Genomic DNA, 18,139 nt, shown 5'->3' with positions numbered 1-18,139 from the left:
GATGTCCATTACCGTCTCCCCTCTTCCTCAACGTCAGTCACGCTTTCGGAGACATTCCTCTGTCAGCGAGCGCTTATCCCCTGGGTCTTGACGACCGCATCCTGGCTTGCCGCATTTTCGCCGCGTGCCGGAGACACGTCCTCGGCTCCCGGACCTTCCGCCTGCACCGGGCGAATCCGCAGACGGGTGATCCGGTTCTTGACGCGCTTCATCACGATGAAGCGCTTGCCATAGAAAGTGAAGGCCTGGCGCTCCTGCGGGATGATGCGCGATTCGTGGATCACCAGGCCGGCGATGGTCGTCGCCTCCTCGTCCGGCAGGTTCCAGTCCAGCGCCCGGTTCAGGTCGCGGATCGGGACGCTGCCATCGACGACGATCGAACCGTCGGCCTCCTGGCGCACGCCCTGAATGGCGATGTCGTGCTCGTCGGCGATATCGCCGACGATCTCCTCCAGAATATCCTCCAGCGTCACCAATCCGCGTAGTTCGCCATATTCATCGACCACCAGGGCGAAATGGGTGCGCCGGCGCAGGAAGGCGCTGAGCTGGTCCTTGAGCCCTGTCGTGTCCGGCACGAACCCGGGCTTCTGGGTAATGCGCGTGATGTCGATATTCTCGGCATCGATCGCAGGATCGGCGAGCGCGCGCAGGAGATCCTTGGCATGGATCACGCCGATGATGTTATCGGCCGTGCCACGCCAGACCGGCATGCGCGTGAAGGGGCTGTCGAGGATCTGGCGGACGATGACGCCGGGTGGATCGTCGGCATTGACCATGCGCATGGTCAGGCGATGCACCATGATGTCGGAAACTTCGAGCGCGTCCAGATCGAGCACGCCGCCCAGCCGGTCCCGGTCTGCCTTGACCACGCCCCCTTCGCGATGAAGCTGCGCTACGGCGCTACGCAGCTCTTCATGCGCGGAGAGAATCGGTGCTTCTGCTGGCGGCGCATGGCCGAACAGCGCCAACAGCCCGCGCACCAGGCCATTGACAGCGGAGGAAACCGGTTCGAGCAGGAAGACGAGCGGCTGCAGCGGACGGGAGATCCCTCCGGCAAAGCGCTCCGGCGCGGCAATCGCCAGGGCACGCGGCAAGACATCGCAGAACACCACGAGAAGACAGGCGAGCAGCCCGATCGCCGGCCAGATCGCGGCCGGACCGTAGGTCTCCACGAAGAGCGAGGCACCCACGGCAACCGCAACGATGCCGGCCAGCCGACTGCCGATCACAAGCGCGCCGATGACCCGGTCACGCCGAGCGACCAGGCGCTCGACCAGCAAAGGGCTATGGTCGCCGCCGCGATCGCCGTCCTGCGCGCGGCGGCGGGCGGCAAGCGTCAACGCGGTTTCGGCACCGTTAAACAGTGCCACCAGCAGAAGGCAGAGGGCGATCACGCCGATCGCCAGCCCGTAAAGGCTCAGAAACTCCGCCAGCGCCGTGAGGCTCATGCGCGTGTCGCACCCTTTGCGTCGAGCTGCTCGGTCAGAAAGGCCAGCACTTCGGAGGCCGGGACGTCATCGGCGATGAAGGATTGGCCGATGCCATGGGTGAGGATGAAGGTCAGCTGCCCACCCTTGACCTTCTTGTCCTGGGCGATGGCATCCATCAGCCGCTCCGGCTGGAGCGCCGGGCCGGGAATTTCACCGATGCGCGTGGGCAGCCCGACGTCGCGCAAATGCCGCTCGACGCGTTCGGCATCCTCGATGCCGGCAAGGTTCATCCGCGCGGAAAAGCGGTGCGCCAGCACCATGCCGATCGAAACGCCTTCGCCATGGACGAGGCGGGCGCTGTCATAGGCGGTCGCCGCCTCCAGCGCATGGCCGAAGGTGTGGCCGAGATTGAGCAGCGCGCGGCGGCCATTTTCCCGCTCGTCGGCCACCACCACCTCGGCCTTGGCGGCGCAGCTCGCCGCAATCGCCTCGATCCGCGCTTCGCCGCCGGCAAAGACCTCGCGCCAATGCGCCTCCAGCCAGGTGAAGAACTCGGGACGGTCGATCAGCCCATATTTGGCGACCTCTGCATAGCCGGCGCGGAACTCACGCGGGCTCAGGCTGTCGAGCGCGGAGGTATCGGCCAGAACCAGATCCGGTTGATGAAAGACGCCAACCAGGTTTTTGCCCTGGGGCGAATTGATTCCGGTCTTGCCGCCGACGGAACTGTCGACCTGGGCCAGCAACGAGGTCGGGATCTGAATGAAGCGCGACCCGCGGCGCACGATGCCGGCCGCAAAGCCGGTGAGGTCGCCGATGACGCCACCGCCCAGCGCGATCACCGCATCGTTGCGCTCGATCCGGGCACCGATGATCGATTCGACCACGGGCACGAGATGATCGAAACTCTTGGTCTTCTCGCCCGGCGGCAGGATGATCGGCGTCGCCTCGATTCCCTGGGCCGAAAGGCTCTCAAGCAGGGACGGGAGATAGAGCGGCGCGACATTCTCGTCGGTGACGACGGCCATGCGCCGGCCCTTGAGCCGCAGCGCGATTTCAAGCCCCGCCGAGGCGATCAGGCCGGGGCCAATCAGAATGTCATAGGCACGGGCGCCGAGTTCGACGCGGATGGTGCGGGCGGGGGGAGCGTCTGTGTTTTCCAGATCCATTGTCCTCACCCCTTCGTCGCGGCCAGGGCGGCCAGCACTTCGTCCGCGATAACGTCTTTCCGCACATCGCGCGTCTTCACGCGCAGATCGGCCTCGGCATAGATCGGGTAGCGGATATGCATCAGGTTTTCCAAGGTCTGCTTCGGGTTCTCGGTCTTGAGAAGCGGGCGGCCGTCGCGCTTGCTTACCCGCTCCCACAGCACGTCAAGATCGGCATCGAGCCAGACCGACACGCCGTTCTTCTTGATCAGCCGGCGGCTGTCCTCATTGATATAGGCGCCGCCGCCGGTGGAAACCACACGGGGACCGGGGCGCATCAGGCGACGGATGACCCGCGTTTCCAAGGCGCGAAACTCCGTTTCGCCATAGGCGGCAAACAGCTCGCTGATCGTCATGCGCGAGACGCGCTCGATCTCGTGGTCGGAATCGATGAAGGGAATATTGAGCGTCGAGGCGACCATGCGGCCGACGGCCGACTTTCCGGCGCCCATAAGGCCAACGAAAACGAGATTGCGCCGCCCCAGCGCCGCCTTCGCCCGCTCGGCCAGCGTCGCAGCCTTGGGCTCGACCAGATCGCTCATTATCATGTCCGTTCCCTCTGTCGCTTCCCGTATCGGCCAATTCACCGGGAAGCGTCAAGAGACGCGCGGCCCGCAGATGCTGGATGCACAGCTGAGGAAAGCAACCGTTGCGCCGGAACCAGGGCTTGCATGCCGCATGGGCTGCGGGCCATACTGTAGCCTGCAAGGGGCGCGTCCCGCATCCTGCCATGGCTGGAACGCCGGCGCGATGCCATCGCACTGTGAATCTGCTGCTGATTTGGACTTGGATCGACCCGCATCCAAGACAAATAGGCAGCGGGCGCCCATCTGGAGTGCCTGCATGCCCACGCTTTTCCGGTTTCTCATCATCATGGCCACGCTTGCGGGCATGATCTATGCCGGCATGGTGGCGCTTGCCGTCTTCGTCCAGCCGGTGGAGCGGGACGTGACGATCCGCCTGCCGGCCGAGCGCGTAAACCCTGCACCATGAACAGCCCCCTACCCGCTTCTGGCGAAGACAGGCCCGCACGGGATCTTTCCGGCGCGCAGATCGAGTCCTTCCTGGAGATGATGAGCGCGGAGCGTGGGGCGAGCGCCAACACCATGGCCGCCTATCAGCGCGATCTCGACGACGCCAGGGCCTTTTTCAAAGGGCGCGGCGTCGCGATGACGGCAGCGACCACGGACGATATCAGGGCCTATCTCGCGCATCTCACCGAGAGCGGATTCAAAGCCTCGTCCCAGGCACGCCGTCTTTCGGCCCTGCGGCAATTCTTCCGCTTTCTCTATGCCGAAGGGCTGCGCGGCGATGATCCGACGGGGATTATCGACGGGCCGAAGCGGCTGCGGCCCCTGCCGAAGACGATCACCGTCGAGGACGTGACGCGGCTGATGGAGATGGCGGCGCAGGAGGCCAGCAGCGCGCCGCCCGAAGACAGGCTCGCCCGGCTGCGCATGCATGCCCTGGTCGAGATGCTCTACGCCACAGGCATGCGCGTGAGCGAACTGGTGACGCTTCCCGCCTCGGTGCTTGCGCGCAGTGGCCGGATGCTGGTGATCAAGGGCAAGGGCAACAAGGAGCGGCTGGTGCCGCTATCGCGCACGGCAGCAGAAGCGATGTCGGCCTATGGCGAAGCGCTCGGCCGAGAGGCGGCGCAGCGCGATGGCGCGGAGAGCCCCTGGCTCTTTCCCGCCGAGTCCAAGGCCGGGCATCTGCCGCGCCAGGTCTTTGCCCGCGACCTGAAGCACCTGGCCGGCAAGGCGGGCCTGAAGGCCTCGACACTCTCGCCGCACGTGATGCGCCACGCTTTTGCCAGCCATCTCCTGGCCAATGGCGCCGATCTGCGCGTGGTGCAGGAACTGCTTGGCCATGCGGACATTTCAACGACACAAATCTATACGCATGTGCTGGAAGAACGCCTGCATCAGCTGGTGCAGACCCATCACCCCCTTGCCAAACAGGGCAAAAAGCCTGAATAGGCTCGCTCGACCGCGCCGAAAGAGACCCGGAAACGCCGCTGATGCATCATTATCTCGATTTCGAAAAGCCGATCTCAGACCTCGAGGGCAAGATCCACGAGCTGAAGAAGATCGCCAGCGAAGACGAAAGCATCGATACCAGCGAAGAGGTGGAACGGCTGGAGGCTCGCGCCCGCGAGGCCATGGCCGAAATCTACGCCAAGCTGACACCCTGGCAGAAGACCCAGGTGGCCCGCCACCCGCAGCGGCCGCATTTCGTCGATTACGCCTCCCGGCTTTTTTCCGAATGGACGCCCCTGGCCGGCGACAGGAAATTCGCCGAGGATGCCGCCATCCAGGCCGGCCTTGCCCGCTTCAACGGCCAGCCGGTGGCGCTGATCGGCCAGGAAAAGGGCAACGACACCAAGTCGCGCATCCAGCACAATTTCGGCAGCGCCCGGCCGGAAGGCTATCGCAAGGCGATCCGCGTGATGGAAATGGCCGAGCGCTTCGGCCTGCCGATCGTGACGCTGATCGACACCGCCGGCGCCTATCCCGGCATCGGCGCGGAAGAACGCGGCCAGGCCGAAGCCATCGCTCGCTCGACCGAAATGTGCCTTAACGTCACTGTCCCGATCGTCTCGGTGATCATCGGCGAAGGCGGCTCCGGCGGCGCGATCGCGATCGCCACCGGCGACCGCGTCTACATGCTGCAGCACTCGATCTATTCGGTGATTTCGCCCGAGGGCGCCGCCTCGATCCTCTGGCGCGATTCGGCCCGTGCCAAGGAAGCGGCGACGACGATGAAGATCACCGCCGAGGATCTCAAAGGTTTCGGCATTGTCGACGGCATCATCGAGGAGCCGGTCGGCGGCGCGCATCGTGACCATGAAGCCGTGATCAATCGCACCGGCGAGACGATCGCTGCGGCCCTTGCCGATCTTCTGCCGGTCGAGCGCGCAACGCTGCGCAAGAATCGCCGGGAAAAATATCTGGCAATCGGCCGCTCGCTCTGAACCAGGCCTAGAAGCAGGCAGGAACCGGTCAGCAGACGGTATTTCCCGCATTCGGCGCTCGATACGACACGAGCGTCGAACGTCCTGCAGCTGCAAGTAAGGAAGCTATTCCTTACATTTTTAGTCGGAGCCCCGCTCCGGGCATCGAAACATCTGGTCAGATGCCGCAAGCTTGGTTAAAACCACGCTGTCATGCGCCTGCATGGAGGGCCGGCACGATCGGATGCGGGCATTGACGGTTAAGTTTGCGTAAAGCTTAACGATCTATTGATGGAGCGGCTGCGCTTGCGTCTTGCCGACACCGCGCATGCGCTACCCACGTGGATGATGATGGGCTTTTCTCGATGCGCCTGACCAATCTTGCCGCCACCGCCGCCGTTGCGCTCCTGCTTGCGGGCTGCACCAATGAGACGCTCGATACGGTCGACAAGGCCGATGTCGACCTGCGCACGGTCAAGAGCAAGACCGGCTACGAACTGTCCGGCCGCATTGTCGACAAGATGCGCACGCTCGATATGCCGCGCACCTCGCCGATCATGCTGCGCATTCTCAAGGAAGAGGGGCTGCTGGAGGTCTGGAAGGCCGATAGCGCCAACCGCTTCCAGAAGCTGCGCCAATACGCCATCTGCGCCTGGTCCGGCAAGCTGGGACCGAAGGTCAAGGAAGGCGACCGGCAGGCGCCCGAAGGCTTCTATCCCCTTGCGCCGGGGCAGATGAACCCCAATTCCAGCTATTACCTGGCGATCAACACCGGCTTTCCCAACGCCTTCGACCGCGCCAATGGCCGTTTCGGCACCAATCTGATGATCCACGGCGCCTGCTCCTCCTCCGGCTGTTATTCGATGACGGACGAGCAGATGCAGGAAATCTTCGCGCTGGCGCGTGACGCCTTCAAGGGCGGACAGAAGACCATCCAGCTTCAGGCTTTGCCCTTCCGCATGACGGCGGAAAACATGGCGCGCCACAAGGACAATCCGAACTACGACTTCTGGAAGAACCTCAAGGCCGGCTACGATCAGTTCGAGATCACCAAGCGTCCGCCCGAGATCGGCTTTTGCGACCGCAAATATGTCTTCAACCAGCAGGGCAGCGTCATGAATCCGACCGGCGCCTGCCCGGCGGATATGTCGACGCCGCCGGCGCTGAGCGCCGCGCTCTCGGCCTATAACCGGAAATATGACGAGGATTACGCCAAGGCACTGAGCAAGTTCAAAGGCATGGCTTGGTACGAGCCGAGTGAGGCGGAGCGCAAGGCCGTTGTCGCCAAGACGCGCGAGGGCCGTGACCTTGCCTATGCGCCCACCGGCAGTTCGCTGGCAGCCGGCAAGCTGATGAAGGTCACCGAGCTTGAAAAGAAGGAGAGCCTGCGCGCCGAGATCGAGGAAGCCCGCAAGGCGGCCGAGGTGCAGAAGGCCGAGCTGGACAAAATCTCCAAGAGCGGACGGGCGGTTCCCGTTCCTGCCGCCAATCCCCTGCCCCGTCCCGAATTGCCATCGACCATGACCGCCGCCGCGCCGCCGGCCAAGACCGGCAGCCTGTTTGCCGCGCTGTTCAAGCGCACCGAACCGGAGGCGCCGCCTGTCGATCCCAAGATCACCGAGGTGTCACCAGACCCGGCCGCCCAGGCAACCGCCTCGACCCCGGTGCATAAGCCTGCCCCTCATGGCACGCAGCCTGTCGCCGCTCGTGGCATGCCGCTGGGCGGCGCCCAGGGCTCGACCCCGCCGCCGGCGTCCGGCAAGTCGGCGCGCGCGGGCGCAACGGCTGCGGCCCCGGTTCCGACGCCGAACCCGGCCGAGGTTGCCGCTTCGCCGAATGGCGATGCCCCGGCAGGCGAAGCGCCAGCCGACAAGCCGAAAAAGCCGTTCTGGAAGATCTGGGCCAATTGAGCGGCAAGACGAAGGATCTGTCTGAGGCATCGACAGGCGTGGACGCGCCCGCAGCGACGCCTGACGGCGACGTGCTCCACTACGACCTGCGCGGCCTGAAATGCCCGTTGCCGGCCATGAAGACCCGGCGGCGGCTAAAGGATTTGTCGCCTGGTGCGTTGATCGCCGTGACCACGAGCGATCCGCTCGCCATTATCGACATTCCGCATCTCTGCCGCGAGGATGGCCATTTGCTTGTGAAACAGGATGCGCTGCCGGATACGCCCGGCCAGCACCGCTTTCTCATTCGCAAAGGCGGCTGACCGCTCTCAAACAACCGAGAAATCGCGCCTGCGCAGCATGTCCCGATAGCCTTGGTCAAACGGACAAATGCCCGCGCTTGATCAGAAGCGCATTCCCGGCACCGCCAGCGGATTGTCCGAAAGAGCGGCGGCATCTGGTCGGTCTAGAACCGGGCGGCCGGTGAAGGCGTCGAAGAGATCGCGCACGAAGTGCTCCTCCAGCCCCTTGGTGATCAGCACCATGCGCGTACGGCGATCGGTCGGATCAGGCCAGGCGGCGAGCCGCTGCGGCGGGTGAAAGATCGATTGCACGCCATGCAGGATCAAGGGCCGCTCCGGGCGGTCCGTCGTGCAGACGATGCCCTTCATCCGCAGGAGCTTGTCGCCATGTGCCGAGCGCAAGAGGTCGATGAACATGGAGATCGCCGCCGGGGCCACCGGCTGGTCGTGCAGGATCGAAAAGCTGCGAATATCGTCCGCATGGCGATGCCCGTCATGGTGGCCATGGTGATGGGCGTGGCCGCGATGGTCGTCGGCATGGGCGTGATCGTGGTCATGACCATGATGGTGGTGTTCATGGGACGCATCATGGCCCGCTTCGTCCTGCAGCCAGCGCCCGACATCGGGAATCTTTGAGCCGGGGTCGAACAGGCCGCATTGGAAAAGCGTCGCCTGACCGGCTTCCGGCGCCTGCGAATCGATCAACAGCGCGCGGGGATTGAGCCCGGCAAGCGCGGCCTTCAGCCCTGCCTGACCAGCCGCATCGGCCAAATCACGCTTTGTCACCACGATCCGGTCGGCCACCGCCACCTGGCGCCGCGCCTCTTCGTGTGCGGCCAGCGTCGCCTCGCCATGCACGGCATCCACCACGGCGATCACGCCATCGAGCCGATAACTTTGGGCGAGCGCCGGATGGCCCATGATCGACTGCAGCACCGGCGCCGGATCGGCAAGGCCCGTGGTCTCGATCACGACGCGGTTCAAGGCCTTGATCTTGCCGGTCTGCATCCGGTCCATCAGGTCGCCCAGTGTATCCACCAGCTCGCCGCGCACCGTGCAGCAGATGCAGCCATCCGAAAGTTCAATAATGCCGTCGCCGGAGCTTTCGACCAGAAGATGATCGACCGAGACCTCGCCGAACTCGTTGATGATCACGGCGGTGTCGGCCAGCGCTGCCTGCTTCAGCAGACGGTTCAAGAGCGTGGTCTTGCCCGCGCCAAGAAAGCCGGTGAGGACGGAAACGGGAACGGCGTCGAAGGCGGACATGATCATTTCTCTGATGGATGCGGGCGGCCAGCCCTAAGGCGGCGGCCATCGAGATCAGGGGCCGGGCAAGATGCGCCCGGCTCTCTGTTCAGTAACCGGGCTTCGGCACCGGGATCGGAATGTTGCTCCTGGCGCCGGCCGCCGCCGTCTTGGCGCCGGGCTTTTCCTCGACCCCTTCGGTGCCAGGGATCAGCCCGGCATACACCAGGTTCAGCGGCCTGTTGATTTCGTGGATGAAAGGCGAGAGCAGCTTCTGCCGGCCAGCCTCGTCGCGGCCTTCGCTACGGATCTTGGCGGCGTCCTTCGAGCAGATCGCCTGCGAAATATCGGCCACCACATCACGCGTCTCCCCATAAGGGGCAATCTGCGACAGCGTCGGCTTGTTCATGCCGCCGTCCGTCAAGGCCATCTGCAGGAGGCGGGCCGATTCGTCCGCGCGTCCGCCAAGACTGTCTGCGCCGAGCACGACCGAGACGACCGAGCGCCCGCCCCGCGTGGCCGAGGACACCTGATTGAAACCCGAGGCGCAGATGAAGCCCGTCTTCATGCCATCGGCGCCATCGAAGCGGCCGATCAGCATGTTGTAATTCGGGAAATTCTTCTTGCCGGTGGTGAACCCTTCATAGGAGAAATAGGGCGCGAACTCCGGAAATTCCCGCTTGATCGAAATGGTCAGCACGGCAAGATCGCGCGCCGTCGTATATTGCCCCGGCTCCGGCAGGCCATTGGGATTGACGAAATGCGAGGACGACATGCCCAGGCGCTGAGCCTCGGCATTCATCATCTCGACAAAAGCGGGCTCCGAGCCGCCGACCGTCTCGGCAATCGCCACCGCAATGTCATTGGCCGATTTGATCAGCATCATCTTCAGCGCGCTGTCGAGCGTCATCGCCTGGCCGGGCTTGAAAAACATCTTGCTCGGCGGCTCGGCGGCGGCATGCTTGGACATGACCACCTGGCTCTGCAGCGTCAGCTTGCCGGCTTTGAGCGCGCGGAAAGTGGTATAGGCCGTCATCAGCTTGGTCAGCGAGGCGGGATACCATTTCTGGAAAATATCCTGCTGCTCATAGACCTTGAGCGTGTTGACATCCACGACCAGGCGCGGATTGGCCAGCGCGGGCTGAACCGCGAGCCCCAGGAAAGCGGCCATCAGAACAAGGGCGCGCGGACCTCTGGCTGTCCGGCCTTTGGCCGACCGGCGGCGAACAGGCAGGGCAAGCGAGCGGTTGGCGGAATCTGTCACTATCATGAACCTCGGCAAATCGGGCATTGCGTCGTCAGAAGCGGCTATTTAACCTATATGGCGCCGTGATGGCAAAGACGATCGACCGTCTCCGGCCGAGCGTCCTGTCGTTCCCTCCACCCCTGCCCGCCGCTTCGCGCGCCGGGCCGCAGGATATGTGTGCATCATGCCGATCTTGAACCGCGCCGCCGAACTTGCCCCGGATGTGACCGAATGGCGCCGTGCCCTGCACCGCAAGCCCGAGCTTCTTTTCGCCGTGCAGGAAACCGCCGCCTTCGTCGCGGCCAAGCTGAAGGAATTCGGCGTCGACGAGATCGTCACCGGCCTTGGGCGCACCGGCGTGGTCGGGCTGATCCGCGGCACGCTGGGCGATGGGCCGGTGATCGGCCTGCGCGCCGACATGGACGCCCTGCCGATGACGGAAACCTCCGGCAAGCCCTGGGCCTCGCAAGTTGCCGGCAAGATGCATGCCTGCGGCCATGACGGCCATACCGCCATGCTGCTCGGCGCCGCCAAATATCTCAGCGAGACCCGCCGCTTTCGTGGCGCGGTCGCCGTGATCTTCCAGCCGGCCGAGGAAGGCGGCGGCGGCGGCAATGAAATGGTCAAGGACGGGATGATGGAGCGCTTCGGCATTCGCGAGGTCTATGGCATGCACAATATGCCGGGCATGCCCGTCGGCCAGTTTGGCACCCGCGTCGGCCCCATCATGGCCTCGACGGATGAGTTTTCCATCACGATCGAGGGACGCGGCGGCCATGCCGCCCAGCCGCACCGCACCATTGATCCGATTGTCATCGGCGCCCAGCTCGTCGGCGCAATGCAGACGATCGCGTCGCGCACCGCCGATCCGCTGTCCTCGGTCGTCGTCTCGGTTACCAAGTTCAATGCTGGATTTGCCCATAACGTCATTCCCGAGCAGGCGGTTCTCGCCGGCACGGTCCGCTCGCTGAAGGACGAGACGCGCGACATGGCCGAAACCCGCATCCGCGCGCTGGCCGAGGGCATTGCAAGCGCCCATGGCGCAACGGCCCGGGTGCGCTACGAGCGCAACTATCCCGTGACCGCCAATCACCAGAGCGAAACCCAGCATGCGATCGAGGCGGCACGCGACATCGCAGGTGCCGGTAATGTCAACGGCACGATCGATCCGATGATGGGCGGCGAGGATTTTTCCTACATGCTCAACGCCCGCCCCGGCGCCTTCATCTTCATCGGCAATGGCGACAGCGCCGGCCTGCACAATCCCGGCTATGATTTCAACGACGAGGTCATCCCGCACGGCATTTCCTACTGGGTGAAGCTGGCGGAAAGCCGGCTCAACGCCCAATGAGCCTCGAGGATATCGACAAGATCGATAGGCGCATCCTGTCCATTCTCCAGGGCGACGGGCGCATCACTAATCTGGATCTGGCCGAGCGGATCGGCCTTTCGCCCACCGCGACCAGCGAGCGGCTGCGGCGCCTGACCAAGGAAGGCTATATTGCGGGCTTTTCCGCCCGGCTCGATCCGCAGAAGCTCGGCTTCGGCCTTCTGGTCTTCATCGAGGTGATGCTCGACAAGACAACGCCTGACGTCTTCGACCAGTTCGCCGAGGCCGTGCGCAAGGCCCCCTCGGTCCTGGAATGCCATATGGTGGCCGGCGGCTTCGATTATCTGGTCAAGACGCGCTTTGCCGACATGCAGGCCTATCGCAACTTTCTCGGCCAGGTGCTGTGGACGCTGCCGGGCGTGCGCGAAACGCGGACCTATGCGGTGATGGAAGAGATCAAGAACGACGGGCCGCTGCCACTCGGCTGACTGGCAGCCGATTTCATAGAAAAGGCGCGCCCCGAAGAGCGCGCCCGACCGGCATCATCGCTGCTTAAGATCTTACAGCGTGGCCATATCGATGACGAAGCGGTAGCGCACGTCGCTCTTCAGAACGCGTTCATAGGCTTCGTTGATCTGGTCCGCCCGGATGATCTCGATCTCCGAGGCGATGTTGTGCTCACCGCAGAAATCGAGCATTTCCTGGGTTTCCTTGATCGAGCCGATCATGGAGCCCGAGAGCGAGCGGCGGCCGCCGACAAGGCCGAAGGCATGGATGGAGGCCGGCTTTTCCGGCAGACCAACGAGAACCATAGCACCATCGACCTTGAGCAGGCCGAGGAAGGCGTTGAGATCCATGTCGGCGCTGACGGTGCTGATGATCAGGTCGAACTGAGCCGCCAGCGTCTTGAAGGTCTCGGCATCCTTGGTCGCGTAATAATGCGTGGCGCCGAGCTTCAGCCCATCTTCCTTCTTCGACAGCGACTGGGACAGCACCGTGACCTCTGCGCCCATGGCGGCGGCGATCTTCACGCCCATATGGCCGAGACCGCCCATGCCGACGATGGCGACCTTCTTGCCGGGGCCGGCCTTCCAGTGCTTCAGCGGCGAATAGAGCGTGATGCCGGCGCAGAGCAGCGGGGCTGCGGCATCCAGCGGCAGGTTTTCGGGAATGGAGAGGACATAGCCTTCCTTGACCACGATCTGGTCGGAATAGCCGCCCATGGTCGGCGTGCCATCGGCTTCGCGGCCATTATAGGTGGGCACCAGGCCGGGCATATATTGCTCGAGGTCGAGATCGCGGGCAGCGCAGCCGACGCAGCTGTCGACGAAGCAGCCGACGCCGACGTGATCGCCGACCTTGAACTTCGTCACCGCAGATCCGACGGCGGTGACCACGCCGGCGATCTCGTGGCCGGGCACCATCGGATAGATCGACCCGCCCCATTCGTCGCGAACCTGATGAATGTCGGAATGGCAGATGCCGCAATATTTGATGTCGATGACGACATCGTCGGCGTGCGGTTCGCGCCGTTCGAAGGTGAAGGGTTCAAGCGGCTTGGACGCATCCGTCGCCGCATATCCTCGGGCCATGGCCATGGAGCACTCCTTGGGAATGGTGCTGTGGAGAAATGACTGTGAAACGCTGTTCCGGACGAGGACTTATGAAGACCGGGGAGGTCTTCAAGAGACGGGTCCCTCGCGGGCAGAGCGTGGCCATAAAGCCGGTGCTTATATGGGACGTCCAATGTTGAATTTCAGCGGGGCTGGAAAGAGAAGGCCAGAATTCGGGGTAGGCGCTCTGCTCCAGGCATGAGCGGAAATCTAAATAAACGAACGATGCAATATCGCTTTGGGATCCTTCTCGAATATCGCCAAAGCGGAATTTTTGTGATACAAAAATATGAAGATTACCTTCGATGAGACCAAGCGCGCGAAAACTCTGCGGGAACGCCAACTGGACATGGCCCACCTGACGATTGACTTTTTCGAGCACGCCACGGTCTTCGAAGCACGCGATGACAGATTCATGGCGATCGGTGAGTTCGATGGCTTGGCAGTGACGGTCATCTTCAAATTCCTGGGCACGGAAGCGATCTCCGTTATTTCGTTCCGCCGAGCCTCTCGCAAAGAAAGGACGTGGATATGAGCAGCTTACCTGATCATTTGCGAACCGTGACAGACGAGGAAGAAGCAGACATCCAACGACAAATCGCTGCGGACCCCGAAGACGAGGAACTCAGTGACGAGGCGGCAAAAAAGCCCATGAGCTTTTTTGAAGCGCACAAGCGTGGTCGGCCGACACTCCAGATTTCCAAGCAGCAGATATCAATCCGTCTGGATCCCGATATCATCGAACATTACAGGGCCACGGGCAAAAGCTGGCAAAGCAAGATCAACGATGATCTGCGCAAAGCTGCGGGCCTCAAAGGCTAAGCGGCATAAAAGCGCTCACCCCAGATCCGGCCAGGTATCCGACAACCGATAGCCCTCCGCAAAAGGATCCTCCGGATCCAGCATCCACTGCATGGTGCCGGTGATCCAGGCGCGGCCGGAGATCGAGGGGCGGATGGCGGGGCGGCCGGCGACGGTGGTAAGCGCCTCCAGCCTGCAGTCGAAGCGCGTGCCGAGGATCGAGCGGCCGATGAAGCGGTCTCCTACACCGAGTTCACCCTTGGCATGAAGAACCGCCATGCGGGCCGAACAGCCGGTGCCGGTCGGGGAGCGGTCGATCTTGCCGGGGCGTATGGCCACGGCATTGGCGCCCGTCAGCACCCCCTCCTCGCGCGTCACGGGTGCTGCAAACTGGCAGAAGGAGAAATGGTCCCATTCCGGATTTTCCGGATGGGAAAAGCCAATCTGCTCGTCCGCAGCCTTGGTGATGCGCATGCCGAGCGCGGCGAGATCGGCCGCCTCGTCGGGGCGGATGGCGAAGCCGAGCGCCTCGGCATCGACGATGACGAAACTGTCGCCGCCATAGGCGGTATCGACCACCAGCGTGCCGAGCCCCTCTACCTCCAAAGGGGCCGAGAGCCGATCGGCGAAGGACGGCACATTGGTGACGGTAATCCGTTCGGCCTTGCCGTTGCGGCAGGTGGCGACCACGTCGATCACCCCGCCCGGCGCCTCCAGCACCATGCGCGTCTCCGGCTCGACCATCTCGACGATGCCGCTGTCGAGCAGCACCGTTGCCACGCAGACCGAATTCGACCCGGACATGGGCGGGGTATCGGCAGGCTCCATGATGATGAAGCCCATTTGCGCGCGCGGGTCCTTGGGCGGAACCAGAAGATTGACGTGACGGAAGACGCCGCCGCGCGGCTCGTTGAGCAGGAAGCGGCGCAGCGTCTCGTCCCGCGCGATGAAGCGTGACTGGGCCCAGAGCGTTTCGCCCGGCGGCGGCGCGACCCCGCCGACGATCACGTCGCCGACTTCGCCCTCGGCATGGCAGCCGATCACGTGGATGATCTTTCCCGTCCGCATCGACGTCTCCGCTCTAATTATCAATCATCCTGCCGGGCCGACAGAAACTCGGCAAGCGAGCTGGCGGCATGGGAAATATGCTCGCCGAGCAGCGTGACCGCCTCGCCGATGCGTCCGGCGGCGCAGAGCTTGACCAGCAGGCGATGTTCGGCCTGCGCGCGCTCCATGCTGCCGCTCAAGGAGAGCTGCAGACGCGTATGCCGGTCGCATTCCTGCAGGAGATTGCTGACGAGCGCCAGCGAGCGCGGACGTTCGGCATGGGCATAGAGTCGCATATGCAAGGCGTTGTTGAGCGGACCCCAGCGTCTGGCATGGCCGGCTGCGCTCTCCGCCTCGAATTCGGCGAGAATGGCATCAAGCGCCTCGAAATCCTCTGCTCTCAGTTTTGGCGCAGACAGCCGCAGGAGCCGGGGCTCCAAGAGACTGCGCAGCTCGAACAGCTCGTTGATTTCGTCAAGCGAGAGTTCGGAGACGACGGCCCCGCGATGCGGCAGGATCTTCACCAGCCCCTCGGCTTCGAGCTGCATCAGCGCCTCGCGCACGGGAATGCGGCTGACCCCGAATTCGTCGGCAAGCGCGTCCTGGCGCAGCTGCATTCCACTTTCGAAACTACCTTCGAGAATGCGCTCACGCAACGCCTCCGTCACGGCGGAGGAGATGGTGCGATGGACCAGCGACTTGCGGACCGGGCGGGACGTCGGGGCGGCGATCTTGGCGGGCATGGCACAGGCCTAAGGCTGGACGGATGAGGGGTCAAGACGCAGGAAACTGCTTGACTGGATATTTTATACAATCTACAAAGCTAGTCATCAAGCCTTCAGGAGACATGACATGGCACCCAAAGTCAGCTGGTCCGGCGTTTTCCCGGCCGTCACCACCCAGTTCAAGCCCGATCTCTCGCTCGACATCGATGCCACCAAGAAGGTTCTTGATGGCCTCGTTCGCGATGGCGTCTCCGGCCTGATCGTCTGCGGCACGGTTGGTGAGAACACCTCGCTGACCCGCGAGGAGAAGATTGCCGTGATGGAAGCGGCCAAGGATGCCGCCAGGGGCCGCGTGCCCGTCATCTGCGGTGTCGCCGAATTCACCACCCAGGGCGCCACCGAAGTTGCCCGCGAAGCCGCCCGCGTTGGGCTGGATGGCGTGATGGTCATGCCGGCTCTGGTCTATTCCTCCAAGCCGCATGAAACCGCCGCCCATTTCCGCGGCGTTGCCAAGGCCACCGACCTGCCCGTCATGGTCTATAACAACCCGCCGATCTACAAGAACGATGTGACGCCTGCGATCCTGGCCTCGCTTGCCGATTGCGAGACGGTCGTCTGCTTCAAGGATTCGTCGGGCGACACCCGCCGCTTCACTGATGTGAAGAACATGGTCGGTGACCGTTTCGTGCTGTTCGCGGGCCTGGATGACGTGGTCGTCGAAAGCGTCATGCTCGGCGCTGTCGGCTGGATTTCCGGCATGTCCAATGCCTTCCCGCAGGAAGGCGAGACGCTGTTCCGCCTGGCCAAGGCCGGCCGTTATGCCGAAGCGCTGGAGCTCTATGCCTGGTTCATGCCGCTCCTGCATCTCGACGCTCGTCCCGATCTCGTCCAGTGCATCAAGCTCTGCGAGGAAATCATGGGCCGCGGCACCTCGCTGACCCGCCCGCCGCGCCTGGCGCTGAGCGAGGCCGAGCGAGCCGAAGTCCAGGCGATCATGGATCACGCGCTGAAGAACCGGCCGGTTCTTCCCGATGTCGGCCTGATCAAGGCCGCCTGATTGCCGGGCCCTTCGCCCGACGCATAACCCGCTTTGATGAACCGGCCGGCGCTGCATGCTCTTCACCGACATGCGGCGCCGGCGGCGTTTTAGGCTATCGGCGCGGGCGGAATTGGGCTGAAGGCCAAGATTTACCGTCGCCAACAGACGGGCCCGGCTCTAGAAAGGACCAGAACGCCGCGCCACAGTCTTGCGCGCAAGACCACGAAATCCTTCGGAGACTGGAATGACCGAGACCGTTACCCTCAGCCTGGACGAGGCCGCCAACCTTGCCCGCGCCGCTTTTCTCACCTCAGGCGTGACCGATGCGCATGCCGATGCGCTGACGGCCACGGTGATGGCCGGCCAGGCGGATGAATGCCACAGCCACGGGCTTTATCGCGTGCTTGGCTGTGTGCGCTCGGTCAAAGAAGGCAAGGTGAACCCGGTGGCCGAGCCCGTGGTCACGGAGCCGGCACCTGCCATCGTCAAGGTCGACGCGAATTATGGCTTTTCGCCGCTGGCCTTCCGCACCGGCCTGCCGAGGTTGGTCGAGAAAGCCAAAGCCCAGGGACTTGCCGCACTTGCCATCAACCGCTGCTTCCATTTCTCCGCGCTCTGGCCCGAGGTGGAAGCGGTGGCGGCCCATGGACTCGCGGCGCTGGCGCTAACGCCGAGCCATGCCTGGGTGGCGCCGGCGGGCGGCACGAAGGGCGTCTTCGGCACCAACCCCATCGCCTTCGCCTGGCCACGCCCGGGCGGCTTCCCCTTTGTCTTCGACTTTGCCACCAGCGCAGCGGCACGTGGCGAGATCGAGCTGCACCGCCGCGCCGGTAAACAGATCCCCGAGGGCTGGGCAATCGATGCGGATGGACAGCCGACGACCGATCCGACGGCGGCCATGGCCGGCGCGATGCTGACCTTCGGCGGCCATAAGGGGTCGGCGCTCTCCGCCATGGTCGAATTGATGGCCGGGCCGCTGATCGGCGACATGACGAGCATGGAATCCATGGCCTTCGACGAAGGCGCCGGCGCAGCACCCTGCCATGGCGAACTTATCCTCGCTTTCGACCCGGAACGCTTCCTCGGCGCTGACGCCGTGAACCACGTAGCCCGCGCGGAGACCCTGTTCGACGCCATCGTCGGCCAGGGCGCCCGCCTGCCCTCGCAGCGCCGCTTTGCCGCGCGCCAGCGGACGGTCATCGACGGCGTAACCATTCCCAAGCCGCTCTATGACGACATCAAGGCGCTGCTCGGCTGAGCTTGCCGGCGTGAACGAGACAATGCAGAACGGGCGGCGCAATCTTATCT

The 18,139-nt window shown here is 63.8% G+C and carries 19 protein-coding genes; 11 read left to right on the top strand and 8 right to left on the bottom strand.

The window, feature by feature from the left end:
• Window positions 1–62: 62 nt before the first annotated feature.
• From BMX61_RS17275 to BMX61_RS17265, 3 genes are read right to left on the bottom strand one after another with little or no spacing between them, the layout of a single operon-like run.
• Window positions 63–1,448 (bottom strand): HlyC/CorC family transporter, encoded by a 1,386-nt coding sequence (locus BMX61_RS17275; RefSeq protein ID WP_075625869.1) that lies wholly within the window; start codon window positions 1,446–1,448, stop codon window positions 63–65.
• The gene (aroB, locus tag BMX61_RS17270) at window positions 1,445–2,599 is read right to left on the bottom strand and encodes a 3-dehydroquinate synthase (RefSeq protein ID WP_075625868.1); all 1,155 of its coding nucleotides are present in this window, start codon (window positions 2,597–2,599) and stop codon (window positions 1,445–1,447) included. The genes BMX61_RS17275 and aroB overlap by 4 nt, the downstream gene beginning before the upstream one ends.
• Before the next feature lie 5 nt (window positions 2,600–2,604).
• Window positions 2,605–3,180, bottom strand: a complete 576-nt coding sequence (locus BMX61_RS17265) for a shikimate kinase (RefSeq protein ID WP_075625867.1) — start codon at window positions 3,178–3,180, stop codon at window positions 2,605–2,607.
• A gap of 301 nt (window positions 3,181–3,481) precedes the next feature.
• Here BMX61_RS17265 and BMX61_RS24765 point away from each other — a divergent pair, with 301 nt between their 5' ends.
• From BMX61_RS24765 to BMX61_RS17240, 5 genes are all read left to right on the top strand, one after another.
• Entirely contained in the window at window positions 3,482–3,631 is a 150-nt protein-coding gene (locus BMX61_RS24765; protein WP_092742875.1) for a hypothetical protein, read from the top strand.
• On the top strand, window positions 3,628–4,620 hold the full coding sequence (locus BMX61_RS17255; RefSeq protein ID WP_075625866.1) for a site-specific tyrosine recombinase XerD: 993 nt from the start codon (window positions 3,628–3,630) through the stop codon (window positions 4,618–4,620). Before BMX61_RS24765 ends, BMX61_RS17255 begins: the two co-directional genes overlap by 4 nt.
• 41 nt (window positions 4,621–4,661) lie before the next feature.
• Entirely contained in the window at window positions 4,662–5,615 is a 954-nt protein-coding gene (locus tag BMX61_RS17250) for an acetyl-CoA carboxylase carboxyltransferase subunit alpha (RefSeq protein ID WP_075625865.1), read from the top strand.
• A 344-nt stretch (window positions 5,616–5,959) separates the two neighbouring features.
• Window positions 5,960–7,504: a L,D-transpeptidase family protein gene (locus tag BMX61_RS17245; RefSeq protein ID WP_075625935.1), complete on the top strand. Its 1,545-nt coding sequence runs from the start codon at window positions 5,960–5,962 to the stop codon at window positions 7,502–7,504.
• A gap of 38 nt (window positions 7,505–7,542) precedes the next feature.
• Window positions 7,543–7,806, top strand: coding sequence for a sulfurtransferase TusA family protein (locus BMX61_RS17240; RefSeq protein WP_267890819.1), 264 nt, complete (start codon window positions 7,543–7,545; stop codon window positions 7,804–7,806).
• An 81-nt stretch (window positions 7,807–7,887) separates the two neighbouring features.
• On the opposite strand, the gene BMX61_RS17235 is transcribed toward BMX61_RS17240, so the two are convergent.
• Both BMX61_RS17235 and BMX61_RS17230 read right to left on the bottom strand, forming a co-directional pair.
• Window positions 7,888–9,051, bottom strand: coding sequence for a CobW family GTP-binding protein (locus BMX61_RS17235; protein ID WP_075625864.1), 1,164 nt, complete (start codon window positions 9,049–9,051; stop codon window positions 7,888–7,890).
• An 88-nt stretch (window positions 9,052–9,139) separates the two neighbouring features.
• Entirely contained in the window at window positions 9,140–10,201 is a 1,062-nt protein-coding gene (locus BMX61_RS17230) for a D-alanyl-D-alanine carboxypeptidase family protein (RefSeq protein WP_075625863.1), read from the bottom strand.
• Between the two features lie 259 nt (window positions 10,202–10,460).
• On the opposite strand from BMX61_RS17230, the gene BMX61_RS17225 reads away from it, so the two are divergent.
• Both BMX61_RS17225 and BMX61_RS17220 read left to right on the top strand, forming a co-directional pair.
• Window positions 10,461–11,627, top strand: a complete 1,167-nt coding sequence (locus tag BMX61_RS17225; RefSeq protein ID WP_075625862.1) for a M20 aminoacylase family protein — start codon at window positions 10,461–10,463, stop codon at window positions 11,625–11,627.
• The gene (locus tag BMX61_RS17220; RefSeq protein ID WP_075625861.1) at window positions 11,624–12,094 is read left to right on the top strand and encodes an Lrp/AsnC ligand binding domain-containing protein; all 471 of its coding nucleotides are present in this window, start codon (window positions 11,624–11,626) and stop codon (window positions 12,092–12,094) included. Before BMX61_RS17225 ends, BMX61_RS17220 begins: the two co-directional genes overlap by 4 nt.
• Before the next feature lie 72 nt (window positions 12,095–12,166).
• On the opposite strand, the gene BMX61_RS17215 is transcribed toward BMX61_RS17220, so the two are convergent.
• Window positions 12,167–13,204: an NAD(P)-dependent alcohol dehydrogenase gene (locus tag BMX61_RS17215; protein WP_075625860.1), complete on the bottom strand. Its 1,038-nt coding sequence runs from the start codon at window positions 13,202–13,204 to the stop codon at window positions 12,167–12,169.
• Between the two features lie 304 nt (window positions 13,205–13,508).
• On the opposite strand from BMX61_RS17215, the gene BMX61_RS17210 reads away from it, so the two are divergent.
• Together BMX61_RS17210 and BMX61_RS17205 are read left to right on the top strand one after the other, a co-directional pair.
• On the top strand, window positions 13,509–13,754 hold the full coding sequence (locus tag BMX61_RS17210; protein WP_075625859.1) for a BrnT family toxin: 246 nt from the start codon (window positions 13,509–13,511) through the stop codon (window positions 13,752–13,754).
• On the top strand, window positions 13,751–14,041 hold the full coding sequence (locus BMX61_RS17205; protein ID WP_075625858.1) for a BrnA antitoxin family protein: 291 nt from the start codon (window positions 13,751–13,753) through the stop codon (window positions 14,039–14,041). Before BMX61_RS17210 ends, BMX61_RS17205 begins: the two co-directional genes overlap by 4 nt.
• A 15-nt stretch (window positions 14,042–14,056) precedes the next feature.
• Here BMX61_RS17205 and BMX61_RS17200 read toward each other — a convergent pair whose 3' ends face one another.
• On the bottom strand, window positions 14,057–15,088 hold the full coding sequence (locus BMX61_RS17200) for a trans-3-hydroxy-L-proline dehydratase (RefSeq protein WP_075625857.1): 1,032 nt from the start codon (window positions 15,086–15,088) through the stop codon (window positions 14,057–14,059).
• A gap of 20 nt (window positions 15,089–15,108) precedes the next feature.
• A complete protein-coding gene (locus BMX61_RS17195) occupies window positions 15,109–15,810 on the bottom strand; it encodes a GntR family transcriptional regulator (RefSeq protein ID WP_075625856.1) in 702 nt (233 codons plus the stop codon).
• A 109-nt stretch (window positions 15,811–15,919) separates the two neighbouring features.
• Between BMX61_RS17195 and BMX61_RS17190 the strand changes: the two genes are divergently transcribed.
• Window positions 15,920–16,849 carry a dihydrodipicolinate synthase family protein gene (locus BMX61_RS17190; protein ID WP_075625855.1) on the top strand — a complete coding sequence of 310 codons (930 nt, stop codon included), beginning with the start codon at window positions 15,920–15,922 and terminating at the stop codon, window positions 16,847–16,849.
• A gap of 226 nt (window positions 16,850–17,075) precedes the next feature.
• On the top strand, window positions 17,076–18,089 hold the full coding sequence (locus BMX61_RS17185; protein WP_075625854.1) for an Ldh family oxidoreductase: 1,014 nt from the start codon (window positions 17,076–17,078) through the stop codon (window positions 18,087–18,089).
• Window positions 18,090–18,139: the final 50 nt, after the last annotated feature.

Origin of the sequence: Xaviernesmea oryzae (genome assembly GCF_900109605.1) — a bacterium.
GTDB classification, from domain to species: domain Bacteria; phylum Pseudomonadota; class Alphaproteobacteria; order Rhizobiales; family Rhizobiaceae; genus Xaviernesmea; species Xaviernesmea oryzae.
Note: the sequence above shows the minus strand (reverse complement) of the source record. Positions and strands in the feature narration are given on the sequence as shown.

Coding starts and splice junctions, on each gene's coding strand:
- BMX61_RS17195 (WP_075625856.1), bottom strand. CDS start 15,810: ATGCCCGCCAAGATCGCCGCCCCGACGTCCCGCCCGGTCCGCAAGTCG.
- BMX61_RS17265 (WP_075625867.1), bottom strand. CDS start 3,180: ATGAGCGATCTGGTCGAGCCCAAGGCTGCGACGCTGGCCGAGCGGGCG.
- BMX61_RS17220 (WP_075625861.1), top strand. CDS start 11,624: ATGAGCCTCGAGGATATCGACAAGATCGATAGGCGCATCCTGTCCATT.
- BMX61_RS17210 (WP_075625859.1), top strand. CDS start 13,509: ATGAAGATTACCTTCGATGAGACCAAGCGCGCGAAAACTCTGCGGGAA.
- BMX61_RS24765 (WP_092742875.1), top strand. CDS start 3,482: ATGCCCACGCTTTTCCGGTTTCTCATCATCATGGCCACGCTTGCGGGC.
- BMX61_RS17230 (WP_075625863.1), bottom strand. CDS start 10,201: ATGGCCGCTTTCCTGGGGCTCGCGGTTCAGCCCGCGCTGGCCAATCCG.
- BMX61_RS17190 (WP_075625855.1), top strand. CDS start 15,920: ATGGCACCCAAAGTCAGCTGGTCCGGCGTTTTCCCGGCCGTCACCACC.
- BMX61_RS17225 (WP_075625862.1), top strand. CDS start 10,461: ATGCCGATCTTGAACCGCGCCGCCGAACTTGCCCCGGATGTGACCGAA.
- BMX61_RS17245 (WP_075625935.1), top strand. CDS start 5,960: ATGCGCCTGACCAATCTTGCCGCCACCGCCGCCGTTGCGCTCCTGCTT.
- BMX61_RS17235 (WP_075625864.1), bottom strand. CDS start 9,051: ATGTCCGCCTTCGACGCCGTTCCCGTTTCCGTCCTCACCGGCTTTCTT.
- BMX61_RS17205 (WP_075625858.1), top strand. CDS start 13,751: ATGAGCAGCTTACCTGATCATTTGCGAACCGTGACAGACGAGGAAGAA.
- aroB (WP_075625868.1), bottom strand. CDS start 2,599: ATGGATCTGGAAAACACAGACGCTCCCCCCGCCCGCACCATCCGCGTC.
- BMX61_RS17215 (WP_075625860.1), bottom strand. CDS start 13,204: ATGGCCATGGCCCGAGGATATGCGGCGACGGATGCGTCCAAGCCGCTT.
- BMX61_RS17200 (WP_075625857.1), bottom strand. CDS start 15,088: ATGCGGACGGGAAAGATCATCCACGTGATCGGCTGCCATGCCGAGGGC.
- BMX61_RS17250 (WP_075625865.1), top strand. CDS start 4,662: ATGCATCATTATCTCGATTTCGAAAAGCCGATCTCAGACCTCGAGGGC.
- BMX61_RS17185 (WP_075625854.1), top strand. CDS start 17,076: ATGACCGAGACCGTTACCCTCAGCCTGGACGAGGCCGCCAACCTTGCC.
- BMX61_RS17275 (WP_075625869.1), bottom strand. CDS start 1,448: ATGAGCCTCACGGCGCTGGCGGAGTTTCTGAGCCTTTACGGGCTGGCG.
- BMX61_RS17255 (WP_075625866.1), top strand. CDS start 3,628: ATGAACAGCCCCCTACCCGCTTCTGGCGAAGACAGGCCCGCACGGGAT.